Genomic DNA, 21995 nt, shown 5'->3' with positions numbered 1-21995 from the left:
TCTTAGAATGCAAAAAAACTTCTAAATGCCAAAGCATTCAGAAGCTTTTGGTTAACCAATCAGCTTTTAAATTCTCACTATTAGGTTGTAATAACCACATTCCTACTGTCCATACTGTGCCGGGAATCTCATGTCTTAGTATCGGTACAACATCCGTAGCGAATCTATACAATTGTTCACGTTGCTCCGCTTCGGTTAATCCAACTACAACTTTTTCTGATTTGTAAACAAATATAGGCTCGGCTTTTTACTTTCTTTATCTATTATGGTTAGAAAATCAGTAAGCTGTTTTGTAAGTCCCCCACTGCCAAATCGAATAAATTTATGCTGTTGAGACTCTGATTTTGTTTCCATAACGAATCTTAAAAATGATAATATATAAATTCGACGAGAAAGAACTTCCGTGATCCCATTATCATAAAACCATTGATCGATTGTATTATATATCCCCCTGTTTAATCTGTATTGTTGATTGCACCAATTAAAAAACTGTAAATCAGGCAGGTTTAGATTTCCGTTCTTTTTCAAAGGGTCCTTTCCTAACTGCTTTCTATAAATATTGAGTGAGCTTAAATTGATCTCTGACATATAAAATGCACTCCTTACTTTAGTACTTTCACTAATATATTCAAAAAGTTGACCGGATCGAGCTAATTCCACAGCTGATTTGAAGACATTTAAAGGATTCGGTAACTCCTGTGAAGATAGGATCCCAAATTGACTTGATAGCTGCCATTACTTATCAAAGATTTGTGTAATCAATACAATGTGTGTCAGCTCATTCTTTCGCTTTCACAACACATGATAATTCAACTCCTTTCAGTTATCTGACAAGGTACTAACATAACCCATTGTAGTATTGGTTTTAATTTCTGAGGGATTAAATCAACTTGTAATTAGCTCCTTCCATAAAAAACAACAACCAAACTCATTAAACCTATTCATTTAGTCGGAATAAAGTGTAAAAAAAGGCCCCTAATCTCATGAAATAAGAGAAAGGAGCCTTCGGTAGTCCGACCAGCGTTTTTTTATGTAGTTTGAGGAATTTTTAATAGAATTTATAAAACTTATTATTGTTTAATACTCTTCTTAGACATTTAAATTTATTTTAATTAATTGAAAATTTAAATATTTTATCCAGATTTATTTTATCCCTACATTTCCAATCAGTCAAGTAAGAAAAAATTTTTTTATTATTAATTAAGTCCAAGTTCATGGTGAAATCTTAAAAGTTTAAGGCCTCCGAGATCCAGTTGGCATGTTTTCACAAAATTCACCGTCTATCTTTTATATATAAAACTTAATAATCACAACTGAATATTGTTTTAGTGTAAAAAGATAGGGAAAAATATATCAAACTTTACCTACTTATTTACTGGATTTTGAGTTAAACTATAAATTCCCATGAAACAGTTGTCAATGGATTTATTGAAATATTTCGAAGAATTATTTTGTAATCCCACTTGACTCATCGGAATAATTGGTATAGGATTATGTTAATTTATCAAATGCATAGCTGATTGGTCTACCAAAAGCACCTAACTCTATTGAGAAAGGTGCTTTATTTTTTCAAAAAAGGGAAACTCAAAAAGGAAAGGAGATTTTATATGCTAGAAAAATATCCAATTTTACCAGGAGCAGAACCATTTTTTTTTAAAGGAAATCATATTGGAATTCTGATTTCCCACGGATTTGTTGGAACTCCCCAAAGCATTCGTTTTTTAGGAGAGTATATTGCATCTCATGGTTATACAGTCTACGGTCCAAGATTAAAAGGTCATGGCACACATTATGAAGATTTGGAAAGATGCAACTACCAAGATTGGATTCAAAGTCTTGAAGAAGGATATCTCTTTTTACAAAAACAGTGCCGTGATATCTTTATTATCGGTCAATCCATGGGCGGAACCTTAACAATAGATCTTGTTAGTAAATACCCCGACATCCAAGGTGTAGTACTGATAAATGCTGCGATGACGACTATTCCTGTAATGGAGGAGTTTAAAACGAAACAGGAGCCTCGATTTATAGATGAAGGATCACCGGATATTAAGGCAGCCGGCGTACATGAAATTGTATATGAAAAAACACCTATCAAAGCCATCAAGCAGCTGCTGTCATTAATGGATGAAACAACCGGAAAGCTATCAAATGTCACAAGTCCGGTGTTGGCATTTCAATCAGTGGATGACCATGTCGTTCCCCCAGAAAATACAGATCATATTATGGCTCGTATTCAATCTGACTTCAAAGAAATCATTCCACTGTATAACTCCTATCACGTAGCTTCCATGGATAATGAAAAAGAATTCATTGCTGAACAATGCTGCTTTTTTATTGAGAAATATGCTAGTAAACAAAGGAATATGGAGATATCATAAGTTTGTCGCATTTAATTCATAGTTAATCTATAAGAATAATATATTTAAAAGTATATCTATAATTAAAAAATAAAATATTGGATTATCGGAGGTGATTTGGAATGAAGAATTTACTTCGGGATGCAGTTGAGATGAAAAAACATTACTTGATGAATAAATTGATTACCTTGGGTGCATATAAAAAAGATGACAAACATCTTTTTGAGCTTACTTTAAATGAACTTGAAGCGGAATACAGGTCCTTAAGAAAAATAAAATAAAGAATTTACGAGTTCGATAGATTATGTAATTTATAAGACCTATCCGACATACGGAAGGTCGTTACCTTTTATAAGTAGGACTGACCAGGTCAGATAATTTGACTTTCCTCGAAATACCAAATTAAAATTTTTCTCCGTTTTAAATGACTACTTCTATAGTGTTGACAATTATGGATTCCCCTTTATGCCAACACTGATGGTTAAAGAAGAGTACTCACCATTCTTTTCCTTCTGTAACTACCCCTACACTACCACTTTGTAGGCTTCCTTAGCAGACTGGTTATTGGCCAACATACCAATCACAAAAATTATTAGAATATTTTTTTTTTATTGACAACTTCATAGCGATGTTGCTATTATCAATATAATTTAATTCATACTAATCTGGTATGAATACTATAAATTGGAGTGTTAATATGAAAATAATTAGTTATCGAGCGGCGAAGCGGTCCATCCTTATTAGTTATCTTCTCATCCTTGTCGTTTTGCCGTTATCAGCAGTTTATGTGAAAGGTTTTTCTCTGGGCTGGGAGCCCTTTTGGAAAGAAATTTCCGGTGTCATTGCCTGGAAAGCAATTCTTTTAACCTTCAAACTTAGTATTTTAACTACCTTGATTCAGGCTGTTATCGGCACCTTTATTGCTTTCGTTTTAGTTCGTTACCGTTTTTTGGGGAACAGACTGTTTAGCAGTATGGTGGATCTTCCCTTTTCTCTGCCGACTGCCGTTTCGGGTTTAATGTTGCTGACTCTCCTAGGCCCACAAAGCCCAATTGGAAAATGGCTAGGATCAATAGGGATCAATCTACTTTACAATCAGGTTGCAATTGTTATCGGAATGGTATTTATTACGTTTCCTTTTGTCATTCGTACAGTACAGCCGATGATCGAGCAGTTCGATCCGTTTGAAGAACAAGCCAGTTATACGTTGGGTGCAGGTAAAGTGTTTACTTTCTTCAAGGTACTTCTTCCTTCTGTTGTTCCTGGCATCATAGCTGGCAGCATGTTGGCCTTTTCCAGGGCACTATCAGAATTCGGAGCCATCTCGCTCATATCCGGGAACCTTCCGGGAAAAACACAGGTCGCTTCTGTATACATATACGGTGAGATTGAAAACTATAACACCCAAGGTGCGGCTGCTGTTTCTATTGTACTGATAACCATTTCTTTAATTGTTTTATTACTGGTTAATGTCTTTCAAAAAAGGAGGGGCACACAAATATGAGAAAGCTCTTCATTGCTATCACTGTACTAATATTTGTCTTAATTCTTATCTTGCCATTTTCCAGTATTGTCATTAGCGCTTTTCAAAAAGGAGCCGGTCCATTTTTCGAAGCTTTAAAGCGACCGGAAGCCATTCATGCTTTGACAGTAAGTCTAATTGTTGTAATCATAGTCGTATTTCTGAACACTGTAATTGGCATTCTGCTTTCACTGGAAATCGTACGCGGTACCTGGATTTCAAAATGGCTTCGTCCTTTGATCAATGTCGTTGTCGATTTACCATTTGCTGTTTCTCCTGTAATCGGTGGCTTAATGATCATCCTGCTCTTTGGGCCAAATACACTACTAGGGATGTTTTTTGAACATGCCGGAGTAAAAATCGTCTTTGCACTTCCTGGAATGGTGATGGCAACAGTTTTTGTCACCTTCCCACTAATGATCCGTGAGATTGTTCCCGTCATAGAAGAGCTTGGTATCACTTCCGAAGAAGCTTCAGCGACCATGGGTGCCGGTCCACTCCGTACCTTTTTTCAGGTGACCTGGCCTTCTATTCGCTGGGCGGTATATTACGGACTGGTTCTAACAATTGCAAGATCAGTCGGAGAATTTGGGGCTGTATTAGTCGTATCTGGTAATATCATCAATCAGACGCAAACCGCAACCACGTTGGTCTATCAAGATTCAGTGGACAACAATATCGTTGCCGCCAACAGTGTCGCGCTGCTGCTCGGACTCTTTTCCGTAACGGTCCTGCTGATTTTGGAATGGATGAAAAAAAGAAAGGAAGATAAATTTCATGCACATTGAAGTCAAAGAGTTGGAAAAACATTTCGGGACGTTTCAAGCCATTAATAAAACCAGTTTTAAAATCGAAAGAGGACATCTCGTCGGACTTCTGGGTCCTAGCGGCGGTGGGAAGACTTCTATTTTGCGAATGCTGGCCGGCCTTGAGCAGCCAACTTCCGGGGAAATTTATTTTAATGACAAGCTGGCCAATTCGTTATCTGTACAAGAACGCGGCATTGGATTCGTCTTTCAGAACTATGCCTTGTTTAAGCACATGACAGTCTTTGACAATATCGCTTATGGCTTGAAAGTCAAAAAACAGAAACGTACTGCAATTAAGGAAAGGGTTTTTTATCTTCTAAAACTAATGGAGCTTGAAGGTAAAGAAAACAAATATCCGCACCAACTCTCAGGGGGACAGCGTCAGAGGGTAGCCTTTGCCCGAGCACTCGCACCCGAACCGCAACTACTTTTATTGGATGAACCGTTTGCCGCAATAGACGCAAAAATTCGTAAGGAACTGCGTCTGTGGCTGCGTAACCTTATTAATGAATTTGGCATTACAACGATTTTTGTGACACATGATCAAGATGAAGCAATAGAGGTTGCTGATCAAATTATTATTGTTCAAAAGGGAACAATTGAGCAGCAGGGAACACCATGGGAGATCTACAACAATCCAGCTTCTGCATTCGTTGCATCCTTTATCGGCGAATCAAACAAACTTGATGTACCAATTTCGCTCACCGGTTTTCCTGAACTATCGGACTATCAGAATAGTAAACATTCGACTTCAGATGTTCAAGTTTTGATCCGTCCCGAATGGATTGAGGTTCGTCCTGAAAAAACATCCTATCTTGCAAGTGCCGGGCAGGAAGGAACGGTCAAACAGGTGCACTTTCGCGGTGATTCCTGGTTTCTGGAAATTGAGATTGCAAGTAATACCAAATTATTTGCCTATCAAGCAATTAATCAGAAAGCCTTACAGCCGGGCGACAAGGTTAATCTATTAATCCATAAGCTATCCGTGTTCACACCTTCAGAAACTCGAGTGTTGGAAAATCAATCTAAAATCGATCCAATGCCTGTTTTTATATAACATTTAATTTAAAGGGGAGAAAAAGTATGAAAAAAAACCAGATTTTTTCATTTTCCGCAATACTTATTTTACTTGTATCAGTAGTACTTTCTGGTTGCTCTGCTTCTAGTAAACCAAGTAATTCAGAAAATGCAGGAAAATCGGCTACTAAAAACAATGGTACTGTTACACTTACTATTGGCGGTTATTCTACAATCAAGGATGAATTTGAAGCAATATTCCCTTTGTTCCAAAAAGAATGGAAGAAAAAGACTGGGCAAACAGTGGTATTCAAGGAGTCCTATCAAGGTTCAGGGGCGCAGGCACTCAACATTGCCAATGGCTTTGAGGCTGATATTGCCGCTTTATCTCTCGAAGGAGATATCAACAAAATTGTAAAGGCCGGATTGATTACTCATGACTGGAAAAGCGTTCCACATGGAGGCATAATTACTAAATCAATAGCGGTATTCGGAGTACGTAATGGTAATCCAAAGGGCATTAAAGACTGGTCTGATCTAACCAAATCAGGTGTTCAAGTCTTATTTCCCAATCCGAAAACCTCTGGAGGGGCACGCTGGGATGTAAATGCTATTTATGGAGCAGGATTGAAAGTATCGGAAGAAAAAACGGCGAAACAAGATCCAGCTCAAGCTAAGGAATTACTCAGTAAAATATACAAAAACGTAAAATCATTGGACAAAAGTGGCGAGGAATCGATGTCAACCTTCGATAAAGGCACTGGCGACGTCATTATTACCTATGAAAATGAGCTGCTTGACCGTATCAAATCGGGTAAGAAATATGAGGAGATTATTCCCAAATACACAACTTCAATTGAAAATCCTGCTGCTATCGTAGACAAATATGTAGATAAGCACGGTACACGAAAAGTTGCAGAAGCATTTTTGAACTTTCTATGGACACCGGAAGCACAAAAGGTTTTTGCTGAAAGCGGCTTCCGCTCAGTCGATCCGGCCGTAGCTAAAGACTATGCCAACAAATTTAAACAACCGGAAGGATTGTTCGACACTAATTATTTAGGAGGCTGGAACAAAGTTGGAAATGACCTTTATAGTGACGGTGGTTTATGGGATCAGGTAGTAGCAGGGAACTAATGATAACTTTCTATTCATCTCAAGGTTAAAGATAATATTTAAAAAGGAACGATGCAGCTTCAGCAGCATCGTTCCTTTTTGAATTATGAATTCATTAAAGAGAATCCTGCATGCGTTTCATAACAATATAAGATTGGTCAGATGAAGTAGTAGACGTTCTTCCTTTACCCCACCCGATATTGTTCAGCTAGTGGTATTACATATATAGCATCCACCGGACAATACAATTCGCACATAAAGCAACTTTGACAATCAGTTTGTCGAGCAATAGTAGGAACATCCCCCACTACAGTTTCAAATACATTGGTAGGACAAACAGATACACATAGATTACAACTTACACAGCGTTCTTTGCTTAACAGTTTAATCATGTAACGGTTCCCTCCATTATGGACGATTTGGAATTTTGATCCACGAGCGGTTTCGCCCATGTGTGATCTAATCCCCCACTTAGGATACGATACCGCTGCCTTTGGTCAATTGCTGGAAAATCTTCACGGCGATGCATGCCTCGAGTCTCTTTCCGTTCCAGTCCGCTTGTATACATCCATCTGGCAGTTGCCGACATAAGAGCAACTTCACGAAATCTAACCATATTGCCATCTCTTGCTTGAATCCCCCCGCTTCAGCTCAGCCCAAATGCTGTCCAAACGATCAATAGACTCTTTCATACCAACACCGGTTCGGAACCAGTTGCGGTCATACGGGAACACTTCGTTTTGCACTGCTTTCACAATTTCTAGAGAATCCAGTGCACCTGAATGTGTAGACGGCTCCTTGGGAACACCTGAAGCTACCGACAAGCCTTGTGCATTTCTGTCAGATGCGTGGATACCCTGCTTGATTGCAAACTTTGCAGCAGCTTCTCCCGACCAATAGCCGGAAGACATAGCCCAAGCCGCGTTGTGACTGCCCCCGCCAGTAAATCCTCCGCTGATCAGCTCACGTGTTGCCGCATCGCCCGCAGCATAAAGGCCTGGAACTTGAGTCGCACAAGTTTCATACACAATGTGGATGCCCCCTGTTCCCCGAACCGTTCCCTCGAACCGTAATGTGACCCGAAATTTTTGCTTAAATGGATCGATACCCAGTCGGTCGAACGAGAGAAAGAAATTAGGCTGTGCGTTACGCATAGCTTTTTCATGTTCTCATCCGCTTTATCAAGCCGTGCATACACAGGTTGCGTCAGCACCGTTCGAGCAATAATGGAACGTCCTCTTTGCGAACCAGCCTCTTCAATCACCGTACCGTCTTCATAATAAAAGGTTGCCCAGGTATAGAAAGCCGATTTCGTTATGGGAGAAAAAGCAGGAGCAATCGAATAAGCCGTAGAAAATTCCATTCCCGAAAAATTTGCTCCTGCTTCAGCAGCGAGCAAATACCCGTCTCCTGTTAACACATTTGTACCGAGAGCTTTACTAAGGAAAGCACACCCTCCTGTCGCAATAACAACTGCTGCAGCATCAACCCGCCATGTTTCATTTGTTTAATTGTTAATTCCAGTGGCACCTGCTACCCCATATTAATAAGCTAGCAATTCCAAAGCAGGGCTATGATCAAGTATACGGACTTTGGCTTTTTGAATCTGTTTTCTTATTAGCTTCATGTATTCCGGTCCTTGTAGGGTGCCTCGATGGGAAACACCTGTTTCGTCAACCAGAAATGGATAGCCCCATGCAGCGATTTGATTCACGTTCTGGAAAGTGCGATTCAACACACGATTCATCCAACTATGATCTTCCAAATAGCCGCCTAACGCTTCTCGGCTTTTCTTGCCGTCTCTCGTTCTTTAAAATCAGAATTCACATACCATACACTCTATAGGGGGTTTCGATAAGGATAAAGCCCGTAGCTTGCTGAATGTCCCGGATGATTTTGATCTTCATACAGTAATAAGCATTGGCTATCGTGGCAAAAAAGAATCCCTAAGCGGATTTGCAAGCGCGTGAGAATCCAAGCAGCAGAAAACCATTAAAAGATTTAATTTTTGAGGGAAAAGTAGGTCTATAAAATGAAATATATTCGGTAATAATCTCTTTAAAAAGAGGTGAAAATTGTTTATCCGGATTAATTAACAACAAACTCCCCCAGTGAGGAAGAACCTATTAGATTTTCTTGTTTTTTCACTAATTATCAACTATCCGGGGGGTTTTTACGAAAAACATTATGAACAATATCAATAGACAGAATGACACTTCGGGCAGTTCAGGTTAGACACATAACTGACTTTCATATTAATTACCTTATTTCTAATGCCGGGACTTTATTTCGATATGATTGTTTTCAAGCTAACCAGGCCGTCTTGTATCAATGTTTATTTATTGTAAATAGTTACTTTACTCCTAGTCTCATCCTATAGCTGAACATAATATCTAGTGTCTCCCCCTGGAAGTGATCTTCTACTTTCATTCTGAATGTTTCGATATCTGCATTCAAGTCAGATGACCTTAGTTTAAAAACCGTTTGCAGCCCACCCAGACTTAGCGCCAGACCGACATAACGATTCGCGTCACACGTTTCCAAATTGTGAAACACAACCTCTTTCATAAACCGGAAAGCTTGGCTGTGTGCGATATTTTGCAAATGTTTCTCTTTATCCCATCTTCTTACGAAGTTTTCTTGTTCCGTGATCCTGGCGATAAGAGTGTCTGCTTTATTTATAAGTCTGATATATTCATCTTCAATAATCCAACTGCTGGTCGGCGGCAAATCACAATCATAGGCAGCAAAAATTCCGCCCTCCCTAAGAACTCGAGATGCTTCCTCCAAAGTACTTACAGGTTCCATCCAATGGAACGATTGAGAGCATGTGATTACGTCTACAGTACCAGATTCCATTTCTAATTGATTCGAAAAACCCGAAACAAAAGATAAATGGCTTGCGTCGCTCAAATGACTCAATTTTTCTCTAGCCTTTTTGATCATGTCATTATTCGGCTCTACACCGATAATTTGATCGGCATGATTTTTCCAAATAAAAGTGGATAAGCCTGTACCACAGCCCAGATCCACAACGAGAGAGGGTCTCCTTTTAAGATAACTTGTAAGCACCTCAACCACTTTTTGCGGAGCTTCGGGGCGATACTTGTCATAAATATTTTCAAATCCTGAAAATCTCTCAATGTTGCTTTTTATATTGCCTGCCGGTATCATTTTATAACCTCCATTCACTAGGTCCTTGCTTGATGATTACATTTTCAGAAATCTCTATAACCTTTATGTACAAGTAAAGAAAAAGATCAACCATTAGCCAAACCATTAAAATGATGATTAACCAAAAGTTTCGGTTAATTCATATTTTAATTCAAAACAAAAGGAAGGGGTCTATGTATCCCTCCCTTTTTGCTAAAATAAATTTTATTTTACTTTTTCCGGAACAAACTGATTCGCAATGATTTCTCCAATTGGCTGATTGTTTTGTTGTCTGATGTTGATCGTGTCTCTATTTTTCAGCGGTAAAAGCGGAAATACTAACTCTGCGAATTGATACGCTTCTTCTAAATGAGGATATCCGGATAGCACAAATGTATCGATACCTAACGCTAAATATTCTTTCATCCTCTCTGCCACTTGCGTTGGATTACCAACAAGTGCTGTTCCGGCTCCACCGCGAACGAGACCAACCCCTGCCCAAAGATTAGGGCTTATTTCTAACGTCTCTCTTCCTCCTTTATGAAGCTTCATCATTCTTTGCTGCCCTACAGAATCTTGACGGGCTAAGGTACGTTGTGCTGCCTCAATCGTATCATTATCTACATATTTAATTAAACGATCAGCAGCTTCCCATGCTTCTTCTTCTGTTTCTCTTACAATTACGTGTAAGCGAATGCCAAATCGTACTGTTCTTCCTTCTTGCTCTGCTAAGAGGCGAACTTCTTTTATTTTTTGTTCCACTTGTGCAGGCGGCTCTCCCCATGTTAAATAAACATCTGTATGTTTTGCAGCAACAGCTTGCCCAGCTGGCGATGAGCCGCCAAAATAAATAGGAGGATGGGGATGCTGAACAGGTGGAAAGATCAGTTTCCCACCTTCTATTTTCACATGTTTCCCATCATAATGAACCTCTTTTCCTTCTAAAAGTTTACGCCAAACGGTTAAAAATTCATCTGTTACTTCATAACGTTCATCATGCGCAAGGAATATTCCATCACCAGCTAATTCAACTGGATCACCACCTGTGACGACATTAATAAGAAGACGTCCATTTGAAATGCGATCCACGGTTGAAGTCATTCTTGCTGCGACAGAAGGAGACATAATTCCAGGCCGAACAGCAATCAAAAATTTCAATCGTTCAGTAACTGCCGCCAGCGATGAAGCTAACGTCCATGGATCCTCGCACGATCTTCCTGTTGGAATTAATACCCCTGTATATCCAAGACGATCAGCCGCTTGAGCGACTTGACGAAAGTAAGAAAAATCAGCTAAGCGTCCTCCATTAGTTGTTCCTAAATAACGGCTGTCTCCATGAGTTGGAATAAACCATAAAATTTCCATTTTTTCGCTCCCTGTTTGTTAAAAGTTATTTTTTATCTATACATTAGTCATTTAACGTTTATCGAATTTCTTGTAATTCTTTTTGTTATATAGTACTAGTAGTTGGCCTATAGCAGGTTTCAACCTTTGTTCAATTTCAGAATCTACAAAAGTAATCTCTTGTCCCGTATAGGTTTTAATGATTAAGCAGCATTTTCTCCCTGATAACTATCACGCCATTTTAATAATCTAGATTCTAATATACGAACAATCGAATCGGCTAATTTACCGCCAAGAGCAAAGATAATAATGCCGACAAAAACAACATCAGTGCGGGAAAATTGCCTTGCATCCATAATCAAATAGCCGATTCCTTCGCTTGCACCCATCAATTCTGAAACAACCAAGCCTAGCCAAGCGGCGCCTAATGATAGACGAACCCCAAGTAAAATATTTGGAAGAGCAGCCGGAAAAATCAATTTTGTTACTTGATTCCATCTACTAAATTCCAAAATACGCGCTACATCAAATAATTTTTTATCAACTCCGCGAATGCCTAATAACGCATTTACATATAAAGGAAAAAATGCTCCAAGTGCAATTAATAATTCCTTTGATAATTCCCCTAAACCAAACCAAAGTATAAACAAGGGTGATAATGCTAAATGGGGCACTGTTCGTAACATTTGCAAAGAAGGATCAACAAATTGCTCTGTTTTATTAGAAAGGCCGGTCAAAATGCCAAACAGAAGACCTAAACCTGCACCTAATATAAATCCAATTAGAGCACGTGTAACACTGATTTTTAAATGCCCAAATAATTCACCCGATTGTATTAATTCCTGAAATGAATGAAGAATATCTAAGGGTGTCGGCAATATCGTATTAGAAACCTGTAAAAGTGATCCTACCAATTGCCACACAACTATAATGAGGATAGGCAACACTATACCGCGTACCATTATTAATCCAGGACCTTGCAATTTAGTGCCCTTCAACTGTTTAGCAACTGGATGTTTCCTAAATTCTCTAACCGAATTATCGGATGGAAATGCTACTTTTGCTTTGCTCATCCCAAATCACCTCACTTAATTTGTTCTTTCTTCAGTTCCTTTAATGCCTGCTTAATGTAAGAATTATCGACAACCTTTGATGTATCGATTTTCTTTGTAATTGCTTTAAGGGAATATTGGAAATCTGCGGTATCCTGCTGTGCTTTAATAATGTCTTCTGATATTGGCAGATTAAGAGATTGATTATTCTCGAGTACTCTACTTACTACATCTCTATCAATTTTTTTCGCATTAGCATACAAACCGATTGCATCATTACGGTTTTCTTTTTCAAAAAGACGCGCTTTTTCGAATACTTTTAAAAAGCGTACAACAAGATCAGGATGCTCTTTTGTAAATTCTGTACGTGCAATAACAAAACCCGGTGAGTAAACATTCAATGATTTACCATCCGCCAATACTCTTGCATTTTTCTTTAGAGTTTGAAGTGAAACGAAAGGCTCCCAGATAGACCAAGCATCTACTGCTCCTGTTTCAAACGCCGGCTGTGCTTCATCCGGTTGTAATTGAATAATTTTGACATCATCCGGTTTCAATCCAGCCTTATCTAAAGCACGGTACAATACATTGAACCCACTGCTTCCTTTTGCCACTGCAATTTTTTTCCCTTTTAAATCTTTTAAAGTTTGAATCGGACTGTCTTTACGTACAAGAATCGCATTTCCTTTAAGACCATCGCTTACATTTGCAATTTCTTTAAACTGAATATTTGCTGCCTGCCCTGCAATTACAGGTGAATTACCCACTGCGCCAAAATCTAATCGATTGGCTGCCATTGCTTCAAAATGGGGCGGACCGCTTTGAAATACCGTCCAGTTTACTTTTACGCCAACCTTTGCGAATTCTTCTTCAAACCATCCTTTTTCCTTTGCGATTAATAACGGTCCCAGGCTTTGTTGAATTCCTATGTTGACAGTTAGATTTTCTTTCTTTCCTTTCTTTTCATTCGCTTTTGTCGTTTTTGATGAGCATCCTGATAAAATAACTATCATAATTGCTGTAAGTATTAAAACCGAAACCTTCAACTTCTTAATCATCTTTTCCATCCCCCTCTAAATTCCTGAGCCTTCAATCAACTGAAGTTCTTCTACTTTTTCAAATTCACTTAGTACCTTTTGTCTAAATTCCTGGAATGTCCGACTCGCCCTTTTCCGAGGGTGCGGTAAATCGATCGGAATGATGTTGCTGATTTGACCTGGTCTTGCACTCATGATCACGACACGATCAGCAAGATAAATAGATTCATCTAAGTCATGCGTAACTAGAATCATAGTCGTTTTCTTTTGCTGCCAAATCTCTAACAGCACATCCTGTAAATGTGTTCGTGTAAATGCATCAAGTGCACCGAACGGTTCATCAAGCAGCAGCACCTCCGGATCCCGCAATAACGCTCTGGCAATCGCCACCCGTTGTGACATCCCTCCTGACAGCTCCTTTGGATATGCTTTTTCAAACCCCTTCAATCTTACAATTTCAATGAGTTCATCAACCCTGCTGCGTATCTTAGAGTCTTTAAGAGATAAATCAGCTGCAATGTTTTTCTCCACAGTCAGCCAAGGAAAAAGACGGTGTTCCTGAAAAATAAATCCTTGTTTTATGCTTGGTCCTGCAATTTCTTGGTTATTGATTTTGATAGTTCCTTCATATTCGTTATCAAGTCCGGCAATAAGCTTCAACAGTGTACTTTTACCACATCCGCTCGGTCCGATAACAGTTACGAATTCGCCTTGTTTCATTTGGAAATTAATATCATTTAATACTTGTGTTTTTTTGTGTAGCTTAATGAATGCTTTATTCAATGACGTCACCGAAACACTCACTATACTTCTCCTCCTTATAAAATAGAATAAACAATCATTTGACTTCTTTAACGATTAAAAAGCATTTGTATGTTGTTACACATTTTAAATGCCACCCCCTTATACTACTTTTCCTATCTGTTAACTTGGTTTAATAGACAAAAAAAGCTTCAAACTATTAAACAACTAAAAATATTTTGAATCATATGTAATAAAAAAAGCTCCGACTCATAGTATCTATGAGTCGGAGCCTTCAGTTGTCTGATAGACCCTGTAAATATTTCTAATTATAACAAAAGTTATAATACTCATTCTTTTTTTCTTTAGCAATATTCCAATAGATAAACATCAAAGTTCTCGATTCATTGTCCTTGAAATCAAGAGCCACTGGAAATCCAGTCGGCTTATTTTTTGAAAATTCATATCTTAATAATAGATTAAACTAATTAACCCTATCTGTCAAGTTGGAATTAAGAAGATCTTTAATCTTCTATTAGATTCTCCTGAAGGAATACTCACACTTCATTCATGATGTAGGAATAGCAAAATGTCGATCTAATAATTCTCTCGAAGTGTCACTTAAAAAATAAGCAGCTTTTATTATAGCTGATTCATCAAGGGTAAATGCAGGATGGTGCCACTCCTCGTTCCCGTTCGTACCAAAAAAAGCAAATGTCCCTGGGACATTGTTAAGATAATAGGAGAAATCTTCACCAGCCATTGATAGTTCTGGTTCAATAACCTGCAAGGATTGTTGCTTAGCAGAATTTCTAGCAATCTCTGTTATAGTCTTATGATTAACAAGTGGTGGTGGACCTGAAAACCAGTCAATTTCAACTTTCTGCGAAAAAGCTGTGGCAATTGCTTCGACAATTGTATAGAATTTTGCTTTTACGTCTTCACGAATAGCAGTGTCAAAGGTTCGAATGGTACCTTCAAGTATGACATCACCTGGTATAACGTTCCACGTACTGCCACCTATTATTTTCGTCACACTCAATACAGCGCTTTGAAGCGGAGACACATTCCGACTTACAACTGTCTGAAGAGCAGTGATAAGATGACCGGCAGTAACAATCGGGTCCTTTCCATTTTCAGGAATCGCTGCATGGCTCCCTTTACCATAAAGAACGATATGAAAACGATCCACTGCGGCCATTAACGGTCCTTCTTTTAAGCCAATTGTCCCGACAGGTAGCTCTGGTTTATTATGAAGCCCAATAATCGCCTTCACTCCATCCAATTGCCCATCCACTATTACCTGTTTTGCCCCTCCACCTGATTCCTCTGCTGGTTGAAAGAGCAGGCGCACGGTTCCATTCAGTTCTGACTGTTTTTTTTTCAAAAGGTAGGCTGCTCCAATAAGAGCCGCTGTATGAAAATCATGACCGCAAGCATGCATTACCCCCTTTATTTTTGAAGCATAGGGAAGTCCAGTTTTTTCCTCGATTGGAAGTGCATCAATATTTGCACGTATAGCAACTATTGGACCATTATTTCCTCCTTTTATGTCAGCAAAGACACCTGTTTCTAAATTTGTTTTCCGAATCGTAATGTCTAGTTCCCGCAACCATTTTTGAATGGACTTGGTCGTTTCGAATTCTTGTTTTGATAATTCTGGATATTGATGTAAATGACGACGAATAGAAACCAAATGAGCCTCTAATTCTGTCTGATTCATAGCATTCTCCTTCCTATAAATCTAAACGATAGCATTTTACTAAAATACCATTATTCAATATATCAATACTATATCCACCAAGTTTTAACCTATTAAAAACAAGAATTTAGTCGGAATTATCCTGGAATTTTACTTTTATTAAATTTCTCAAGTACTTTTTCAAGATGTTCAATACCTACTTTTGTTACCCCCTCATATACCTCACCCTGGACAATTTCAACTACAGGTACATTTCGGACATCATACTTAACTTCTAAAATATCTCGACGCTCATCATGATTAGTAACATCAATTGTCTCATATTTAATTCCTTGTTCTTGTAAATATTGTTTAACCTCTCCACAATAGTGGCAACCTTCTTTTGACCAAACTACAACTGATAATTCTTATCCCATCTTTTTGTCCTCCCTTTCAATTTACTTTTAACTAAAAAGGCTCTCTACAAAATCTTTTTAAAAAAATAGTGGCTCCGACTAATGTGGAAGAGGCCCTCTGATAATGTCGCCAACCTTCCAACGTGGATTAACAGAACCATATGGGTCTTGATAAATCACTTGCATATGTTTCCGTTTTGCCCGTAATTCTTTTGCAGAGAGTTTTGACAGATCAAGCCCCTGAAAAAATACTTTTCCACTCGTTAGTTTTTCTAACTGCAAAAGAACTCGCCCAAAGTGGATTTTCAACTACCTGATTCTCCAACTAAACCAAACGTCTCACCTTTTTCAATTGTAAAAGACACGTTATCCACTGCTTTTATATAAGTTGGATTTCGAGAAAAGTTAAGTTGTAATTTAATCTATTTTAAATCTGAATATCCTTTTGAAAGGCGCTGATATCTTCCCAATCGCCACTAAATCTTGGAATACGATAGTAACCTACCCGTTCGTATAGGGCAATTGCTTCGGGTTGTTTTGGCCCTGTTTGTAGTCTTATCTTCCTGTAGCCAAATTGAAGGGCCAATCGTTCTATCTCTGCCAAAATGGCTTGAGCTACACCTTTTCGACGATAATCAGGGGCAGTATACATTCTTTTTACCTCTACAGTGTTTTCTGAAAACGGGCGAATTGCTCCACACCCAACTGGATGACCATCAATTCGAGCAACCACAAAAGCAGCTCTCGGAACTTCTACGTCTTCAGGTTTGAAGTCAGCACTTCCATCGGATACTTGGTAAAGCTCGGCAAGTTCGTTGCTTAGTTGAGTTATTAGCTGTTGCGAATCAATACTATGTATGTCTTCTGTTGTAGCTATTATTTCGGTAAAAATAGCCATTTTGAATCTCTCCCTTATATAGTGTTATTTAATAATTTATAAAATTAGCGGGTTCTCCTTCCACACCGTACACCATTTTTTAATTAAGTAGAAAATTGCTAGAAACAATACAGTGCCAAAATTGAATTGCTATTTGATAAGGTCTGGGTTGCATTGCATATTTACCTAAGGTGGACAATCCCCCTATGACAGAATTTCCCCACTCCAAAACGTTTGAGGAAGATAATGGCTCAGTTAGCGACTCCTGTTACTCACCTTATGAAATACTATATAATGTGTAGTGGGAGCTAACCGTTTCCCTCCCAATAATCAATTAATCAACCTATAATATGAACTTTTTATGCGTTCAATCTGTCTAATATGGTGATGAACATGTTTAATGAAGGAATTTACAATTTCATATAGATAAACAGTCTCTCCTTTGATATTTACACCCTTTTTGTGCCAATCCTCATTAGATAATCTTCTAAATAAATGTAGGTTTAAATTAAGTAGAGACTGGAAACTATCAAGGATATCACTTGTTGAACCCTCGTTGGCTCTAGTCCCTTCAACCCATTTATCCTGATTAAATCCTGGGAGGGTAGTATTGGATTCAGACAAGATTTCTCTTATTCGAAAAGAAGTGATTAAATTATGATCAAGCAAATGGGATAGAACCTCCTTAACGCTCCATTGTCCAGCCGTTACCTTCCAAGTTAAATTATTTTCATTAAGCCCCCAAATCGCCGTTTTCAAATTGTCAGTCGTATTGGAATATTCTTGAAGATTGACATCATTAGAACTCATTTGTAAAACCTCCGATTAATAATTTGTTAAAATAGGTCTTCTTCTTGCTACCATCTGTTATATTTCCTAATAAATTAATGAAGGTCTACATAATTCGCTTTAAAAATTGCCTAGTCCGTTCTTCTTTTGGAGACCCGAATATTGTTTGAGGACTACCCTCCTCCACAATGAGACCGTTATCCATAAACACCACATGATTCGAAACATCCCTCGCAAAGCCCATTTCATGAGTTACAACAATCATCGTGACCCCTTCCTTCGCTATATTACGAATCACGTCGAGCACTTCACCTACGAGTTCAGGGTCAAGAGCAGAAGTCGGTTCGTCAAACAGGATCACTTCTGGATTTAATGCAAGCGCCCTTGCGATACCAACCCTTTGCTGTTGTCCTCCTGACAATTGGCTCGGAAAGAACTCCATCTTTTCCCCCAAGCCAACTTTTTTTAAAACCTCCACACTTTTTTTCCGTGCCTCTGATTTGGGCAGTTTTTGAACAATAACCAGTCCTTCCATCACATTGTCCAGCACGTTCTTATGTTTAAACAAATTGTAATGTTGAAACACCATAGCTGTTTTTTTTCGAAGCTGGAAAATGTTCTTTTTACTGGGTTGTGTATAGTCCATTGTAAAATCTCCTATACGAACGCTTCCGTTCATTGGCTTTTCTAAATAATTTAGACAGCGAAGCAACGTTGTCTTTCCAGAACCGCTAGGCCCTAAGATTACAACCACTTCCCCTTTATTTACTGTTAAGCTTATACTTTTCAAGACCTCTTGCTCTCCAAATGACTTTGAGATATTGCTCAACTGGATCATGCGATACCTCCTCTGTTAAATCGATTAATTCGAACTTCAATTAGTCCAGTCAGTCGTTCAATTAAAATCGTTAACCCCCAATAGATTACCGCAGCTGCGATATAAGATTCGAAAAACTTCCAATTACTTGATGCCACTATTTGTGCTTTTGCATTGATATCAACTACTGATAAGGCAAAAACTAAGGTAGATCCATGCAGCATCCCTATTAATAGGTTAGAAAAGTTAGGAAAACTCGCAGCCAATGCTTGCGGAAAAACAATTCGCCGCAATGCTTGGGAGGTAGTCATTCCAATGGAATAGGCTGCTTCTAATTGTCCTTTGTTCACCGCTAATAGTCCGGAGCGAATGACTTCAGAAAGATAGGCTCCTACGGTGATCGAAAAGGATAGATAGGCAAAACCTATCATGGGTATAAGCGATGAACTAAATTTCCAACCAAAGTAAGAAGCAAACTCATCTACCAAAGACGAAATTCCAAAATAGATTACTAATAAATGAGTGAGCATCGGTGTTCCACGAATAATTACTACATAAACACGCGCGATAGTCCGCAAAAATGGAATTTCAAAGTAACGGACTAAAGCTACGATTGTACCGATAAAAAAACCCGCTATAACGGAAACAGCCGTTATTTGTAAGGTTACAGGCAGGGCGGAAAGAAGTTTAGTAAAAGCTGTTATGATAAAATCGGGGTCCAATTTCATAATCGTGAACCTCCTTTGAGCAGTTTAATGCCCGTTGGGAATACATCCACTGACACCCTTTTTCTTCCAAACACCCTCTTACCAATTTCAAACTGAACTTCATGTCTCAAAAGACGCCTTTCCACTATTGCAAATAATTTTTCCAATAATAGACTAATAGCAAGATAAATTAAGGCGAGAGCAATATAGGTTTCAATAAAGTGTTGAGTTAATTGTGCAAGTGATTGTGCTTTACCCGTTAAATCCATTACACCAAGAGAAAAGGCCAAAGATGTGTCCTTCAAATTGGCAATAACCAGATTTGCAAACACAGGTATAGCAATGGCTAATGATTGAGGCATTACAATCCTTCTAAAAGCTTGATAACCAGTCATTCCAATGGAATAAGCTGCCTCCACCTGCCCCCTTTCCACTGTAAGAACTGCCGTACGGATCGCTTCTGAGAGAAATGCTCCACTATTAAGTGCATATGTTAGGATAACAAACGTTAAAACAGGAGCTTTTGAGATATTAATATGAATCATTAAAAAGAGTTCAGGTAATCCATAATAAATTAAAAACAGCTGAATTAAGATTGGTGTTCCTCGAAAAAATGAAATGTAGAGCTCAGAAATTCTCTTCAAAACCGGTATTTTATATAGCCTGGGAAGAGCAGTAAGTAAGCCAAAAATGAATCCAATTAGCATTGAAAATACAACGATCGACAGGGTAATATTTAAACACGTCATCAATTTGGGAATGTGCATTAAAACATAAGTCATATCGAATTTTTTACCCAATTTCCAGATCTCACCTTTCGCCTATTTTTAGATTACTTCTTTGTTTCTAATGTATTCGTGTAATCCTGTCCTAACCATTTCACACTTAGTTTAGATAGAGTACCGTCTGCCTTTATTTGATTTAAGGCTTGATCGATTTGATCTGCAAGGATCTGTTCTTTTTTATCATTTTTACGAAAGACGAAATAGACACCATTACTTGCGAGCGGTTCCCCCGCAATTTTCAGTTTACCTTGTGGGTCTATTAGAGAAAGTGAAAAATCAGCACCTAGTGTAGCATCTACACGTCCTGAAGTGATTTGGCTTACAGTATCATTGGATGCCCCATTGGTATAAACGATTTGAATGGCATCATGATGGTTTTTGTTATAATTTTCTAGCAAATTCGCTTCAGCTGTTGTTGCTGTAGTTAACACTTTTTTTCCTTTTAGATCATCCAGTGAATGAATAGGTTGATTATTTGATTTTCCGACAATAATGTAGGTCTTCCAAAAGGCATAGGGAACTTTATTAAATAGATATTTTTGTGCACGGTCTTTATTTTTCTCCATTTCATTGGAAACAAAGTCAATTTTTTCTGTATTTAAACTAAGAAGTAAATTAGCAAAATCCATTGTTTGGAACTTAAATTTATAATCTGGAAGACGCTCGTCAATTGCTTTGACCAATTCAATATCAAAACCAGTCAGTTTACCATTTTGATCTAAAAAGGTAACTTGAGGGAAAGATGGACTTGTTCCAACAATAATCTGCTGATCATTCTTAGGATTACTTGTCTTTTTTGTATCTGACGATTTGGAGCTTGCTTTATCGGTTGTAGATAAACCGCAACCGCTAAAGATAAATAAAGCTAAAATAATAAGAAGGCTAACACCATACTTTTTTTTCATTTTAAAAATTCCTCCCTAATCTTTTGTTTTTTGGCATACCCAGATTCTATTTATTTGTTGAAAGACGTTATATACACCAGACTTATTAAACCGATTTTTATTTTAGTCTAATGTGGTAATCGCTCACCCTCCTTAAAAATTAGAATAAGTAAATATCCACTGACCAATTGATCGAATTATACAATTCACTTTGCTCATCGTTAATACTCCCTTTCATCGATAGATTATTTTAAAACTTATTATTCCTATTAAAAACCTTGGTTTTAAAGTAACGTTATACTATAAAATAGTTTAATAGGATTGAATAAAAAAAGCTCCCGTTTTTTAACGGGAGCCTTTGGTAGACCAATCGGCACATTCAATATTTTGAATTGATTGATTATTATGTTTTTGATTATATCCACACTAATCTTATTTGTCAACTTGGTTTTAATAAAAAAATGATACGCTTAATGAATCAATTTAAAGAGTATAGCGAAAACATTTAACTAAAATTTCATGGTTTTGAAGCTCTTTTGAAAGATCCCGTTTAGAGACTAATCAATTATACATATCTTATTCTTATCCACCTTATTGATATTGATGTAAACCGAGTTTTTTTTATGAGCCGCATTTAAGCATTTATCTGAAACTTTCCCCTTTTTATATGCCACCTCCTTCTTGAATCAAACCGAAGTTAATTTTGTCCTAACGGACAAAATACAAAAAAGGACAACCTATATATAGGTTGTCCTTCACTTTCGCCTGGCAACGTCCTACTCTCACAGGGACAAAGTCCCAACTACCATCGGCGCTGAGAAGCTTAACTTCCGTGTTCGGTATGGGAACGGGTGTGACCTTCTCGCCATTGCTGCCAGACTATTTATT

At 38.0% G+C, this 21995-nt stretch carries 24 protein-coding genes, 1 rRNA gene and 2 pseudogenes; 6 read left to right on the top strand and 21 right to left on the bottom strand.

What is annotated here, in order from left to right; translation table 11 throughout:
* Window positions 1-204: 204 nt before the first annotated feature.
* Window positions 205-588, bottom strand: a complete 384-nt coding sequence (locus AC3ANV_RS11150; RefSeq protein ID WP_488313652.1) for a hypothetical protein — start codon at window positions 586-588, stop codon at window positions 205-207.
* Window positions 589-1607: 1019 nt separating this feature from the next.
* Between AC3ANV_RS11150 and AC3ANV_RS11145 the strand changes: the two genes are divergently transcribed.
* The 6 genes from AC3ANV_RS11145 to AC3ANV_RS11120 all read left to right on the top strand — a co-directional run bounded on the left by AC3ANV_RS11145 (window position 1608) and on the right by AC3ANV_RS11120 (window position 6845).
* The gene (locus AC3ANV_RS11145) at window positions 1608-2381 is read left to right on the top strand and encodes an alpha/beta hydrolase (protein WP_488313651.1); all 774 of its coding nucleotides are present in this window, start codon (window positions 1608-1610) and stop codon (window positions 2379-2381) included.
* Window positions 2382-2482: 101 nt separating this feature from the next.
* Window positions 2483-2641 (top strand): Fur-regulated basic protein FbpA, encoded by a 159-nt coding sequence (locus AC3ANV_RS11140; protein WP_488313650.1) that lies wholly within the window; start codon window positions 2483-2485, stop codon window positions 2639-2641.
* 416 nt (window positions 2642-3057) lie between these two features.
* Complete coding sequence (cysT, locus tag AC3ANV_RS11135) at window positions 3058-3864, top strand: sulfate ABC transporter permease subunit CysT (RefSeq protein ID WP_488313649.1); 807 nt, start codon at window positions 3058-3060, stop codon at window positions 3862-3864.
* Window positions 3861-4670, top strand: a complete 810-nt coding sequence (locus AC3ANV_RS11130) for a sulfate ABC transporter permease subunit (protein WP_488313648.1) — start codon at window positions 3861-3863, stop codon at window positions 4668-4670. Before cysT ends, AC3ANV_RS11130 begins: the two co-directional genes overlap by 4 nt.
* Window positions 4660-5748: an ABC transporter ATP-binding protein gene (locus AC3ANV_RS11125; RefSeq protein ID WP_488313647.1), complete on the top strand. Its 1089-nt coding sequence runs from the start codon at window positions 4660-4662 to the stop codon at window positions 5746-5748. The genes AC3ANV_RS11130 and AC3ANV_RS11125 overlap by 11 nt, the downstream gene beginning before the upstream one ends.
* Window positions 5749-5774: 26 nt before the next feature.
* Window positions 5775-6845, top strand: coding sequence for a sulfate ABC transporter substrate-binding protein (locus AC3ANV_RS11120; protein ID WP_488313646.1), 1071 nt, complete (start codon window positions 5775-5777; stop codon window positions 6843-6845).
* Between the two features lie 182 nt (window positions 6846-7027).
* Here AC3ANV_RS11120 and AC3ANV_RS11115 read toward each other — a convergent pair.
* The 20 genes and pseudogenes from AC3ANV_RS11115 to rrf form a co-directional block, all read right to left on the bottom strand.
* A pseudogene (locus tag AC3ANV_RS11115) lies at window positions 7028-7216 on the bottom strand (4Fe-4S binding protein); the annotation flags it as partial.
* Window positions 7213-7440 carry a hypothetical protein gene (locus AC3ANV_RS11110; protein ID WP_488313645.1) on the bottom strand — a complete coding sequence of 76 codons (228 nt, stop codon included), beginning with the start codon at window positions 7438-7440 and terminating at the stop codon, window positions 7213-7215. The gene AC3ANV_RS11110 and the pseudogene AC3ANV_RS11115, both read right to left, overlap by 4 nt.
* Complete coding sequence (locus tag AC3ANV_RS11105) at window positions 7433-7648, bottom strand: hypothetical protein (protein WP_488313644.1); 216 nt, start codon at window positions 7646-7648, stop codon at window positions 7433-7435. Before AC3ANV_RS11105 ends, AC3ANV_RS11110 begins: the two co-directional genes overlap by 8 nt.
* A 134-nt stretch (window positions 7649-7782) precedes the next feature.
* Complete coding sequence (locus AC3ANV_RS11100; protein ID WP_488313643.1) at window positions 7783-8223, bottom strand: hypothetical protein; 441 nt, start codon at window positions 8221-8223, stop codon at window positions 7783-7785.
* Window positions 8224-8367: 144 nt separating this feature from the next.
* Window positions 8368-8589 carry a hypothetical protein gene (locus AC3ANV_RS11095; protein WP_488313642.1) on the bottom strand — a complete coding sequence of 74 codons (222 nt, stop codon included), beginning with the start codon at window positions 8587-8589 and terminating at the stop codon, window positions 8368-8370.
* Window positions 8590-9176: 587 nt separating this feature from the next.
* Window positions 9177-9998, bottom strand: coding sequence for a class I SAM-dependent methyltransferase (locus tag AC3ANV_RS11090; protein WP_488313641.1), 822 nt, complete (start codon window positions 9996-9998; stop codon window positions 9177-9179).
* A 204-nt stretch (window positions 9999-10202) separates the two neighbouring features.
* On the bottom strand, window positions 10203-11342 hold the full coding sequence (ssuD, locus tag AC3ANV_RS11085) for an FMNH2-dependent alkanesulfonate monooxygenase (protein WP_488313640.1): 1140 nt from the start codon (window positions 11340-11342) through the stop codon (window positions 10203-10205).
* A gap of 182 nt (window positions 11343-11524) precedes the next feature.
* On the bottom strand, window positions 11525-12394 hold the full coding sequence (locus tag AC3ANV_RS11080) for an ABC transporter permease (protein ID WP_488313639.1): 870 nt from the start codon (window positions 12392-12394) through the stop codon (window positions 11525-11527).
* Window positions 12395-12405: 11 nt separating this feature from the next.
* A complete protein-coding gene (locus AC3ANV_RS11075) occupies window positions 12406-13431 on the bottom strand; it encodes an aliphatic sulfonate ABC transporter substrate-binding protein (protein ID WP_488313638.1) in 1026 nt (341 codons plus the stop codon).
* A gap of 15 nt (window positions 13432-13446) precedes the next feature.
* Complete coding sequence (locus tag AC3ANV_RS11070; RefSeq protein ID WP_488313637.1) at window positions 13447-14214, bottom strand: ABC transporter ATP-binding protein; 768 nt, start codon at window positions 14212-14214, stop codon at window positions 13447-13449.
* A gap of 505 nt (window positions 14215-14719) precedes the next feature.
* Window positions 14720-15874, bottom strand: a complete 1155-nt coding sequence (locus AC3ANV_RS11065; protein ID WP_488313636.1) for an amidohydrolase — start codon at window positions 15872-15874, stop codon at window positions 14720-14722.
* A gap of 116 nt (window positions 15875-15990) precedes the next feature.
* Window positions 15991-16257: pseudogene (locus tag AC3ANV_RS11060) on the bottom strand (glutaredoxin family protein); the annotation flags it as partial.
* Window positions 16258-16347: 90 nt separating this feature from the next.
* Window positions 16348-16557 carry a hypothetical protein gene (locus AC3ANV_RS11055; protein WP_488313635.1) on the bottom strand — a complete coding sequence of 70 codons (210 nt, stop codon included), beginning with the start codon at window positions 16555-16557 and terminating at the stop codon, window positions 16348-16350.
* A 118-nt stretch (window positions 16558-16675) separates the two neighbouring features.
* Window positions 16676-17146 carry a GNAT family N-acetyltransferase gene (locus AC3ANV_RS11050; RefSeq protein ID WP_488313634.1) on the bottom strand — a complete coding sequence of 157 codons (471 nt, stop codon included), beginning with the start codon at window positions 17144-17146 and terminating at the stop codon, window positions 16676-16678.
* A 309-nt stretch (window positions 17147-17455) separates the two neighbouring features.
* Window positions 17456-17935, bottom strand: a complete 480-nt coding sequence (locus tag AC3ANV_RS11045; RefSeq protein WP_488313633.1) for a DinB family protein — start codon at window positions 17933-17935, stop codon at window positions 17456-17458.
* An 85-nt stretch (window positions 17936-18020) separates the two neighbouring features.
* Complete coding sequence (locus AC3ANV_RS11040) at window positions 18021-18752, bottom strand: amino acid ABC transporter ATP-binding protein (protein WP_488313632.1); 732 nt, start codon at window positions 18750-18752, stop codon at window positions 18021-18023.
* On the bottom strand, window positions 18749-19459 hold the full coding sequence (locus AC3ANV_RS11035) for an amino acid ABC transporter permease (RefSeq protein WP_488313631.1): 711 nt from the start codon (window positions 19457-19459) through the stop codon (window positions 18749-18751). The genes AC3ANV_RS11040 and AC3ANV_RS11035 overlap by 4 nt, the downstream gene beginning before the upstream one ends.
* Window positions 19456-20238 carry an amino acid ABC transporter permease gene (locus AC3ANV_RS11030; RefSeq protein ID WP_488313630.1) on the bottom strand — a complete coding sequence of 261 codons (783 nt, stop codon included), beginning with the start codon at window positions 20236-20238 and terminating at the stop codon, window positions 19456-19458. Before AC3ANV_RS11030 ends, AC3ANV_RS11035 begins: the two co-directional genes overlap by 4 nt.
* A 32-nt stretch (window positions 20239-20270) precedes the next feature.
* Window positions 20271-21128 (bottom strand): transporter substrate-binding domain-containing protein, encoded by an 858-nt coding sequence (locus AC3ANV_RS11025; RefSeq protein WP_488313629.1) that lies wholly within the window; start codon window positions 21126-21128, stop codon window positions 20271-20273.
* A gap of 742 nt (window positions 21129-21870) precedes the next feature.
* Window positions 21871-21986 (bottom strand): 5S ribosomal RNA (gene rrf, locus AC3ANV_RS11020).
* Window positions 21987-21995: the final 9 nt, after the last annotated feature.

The sequence above is a fragment of the Neobacillus sp. DFD-2R genome (assembly GCF_057747865.1).
Note: the sequence above shows the minus strand (reverse complement) of the source record. Positions and strands in the feature narration are given on the sequence as shown.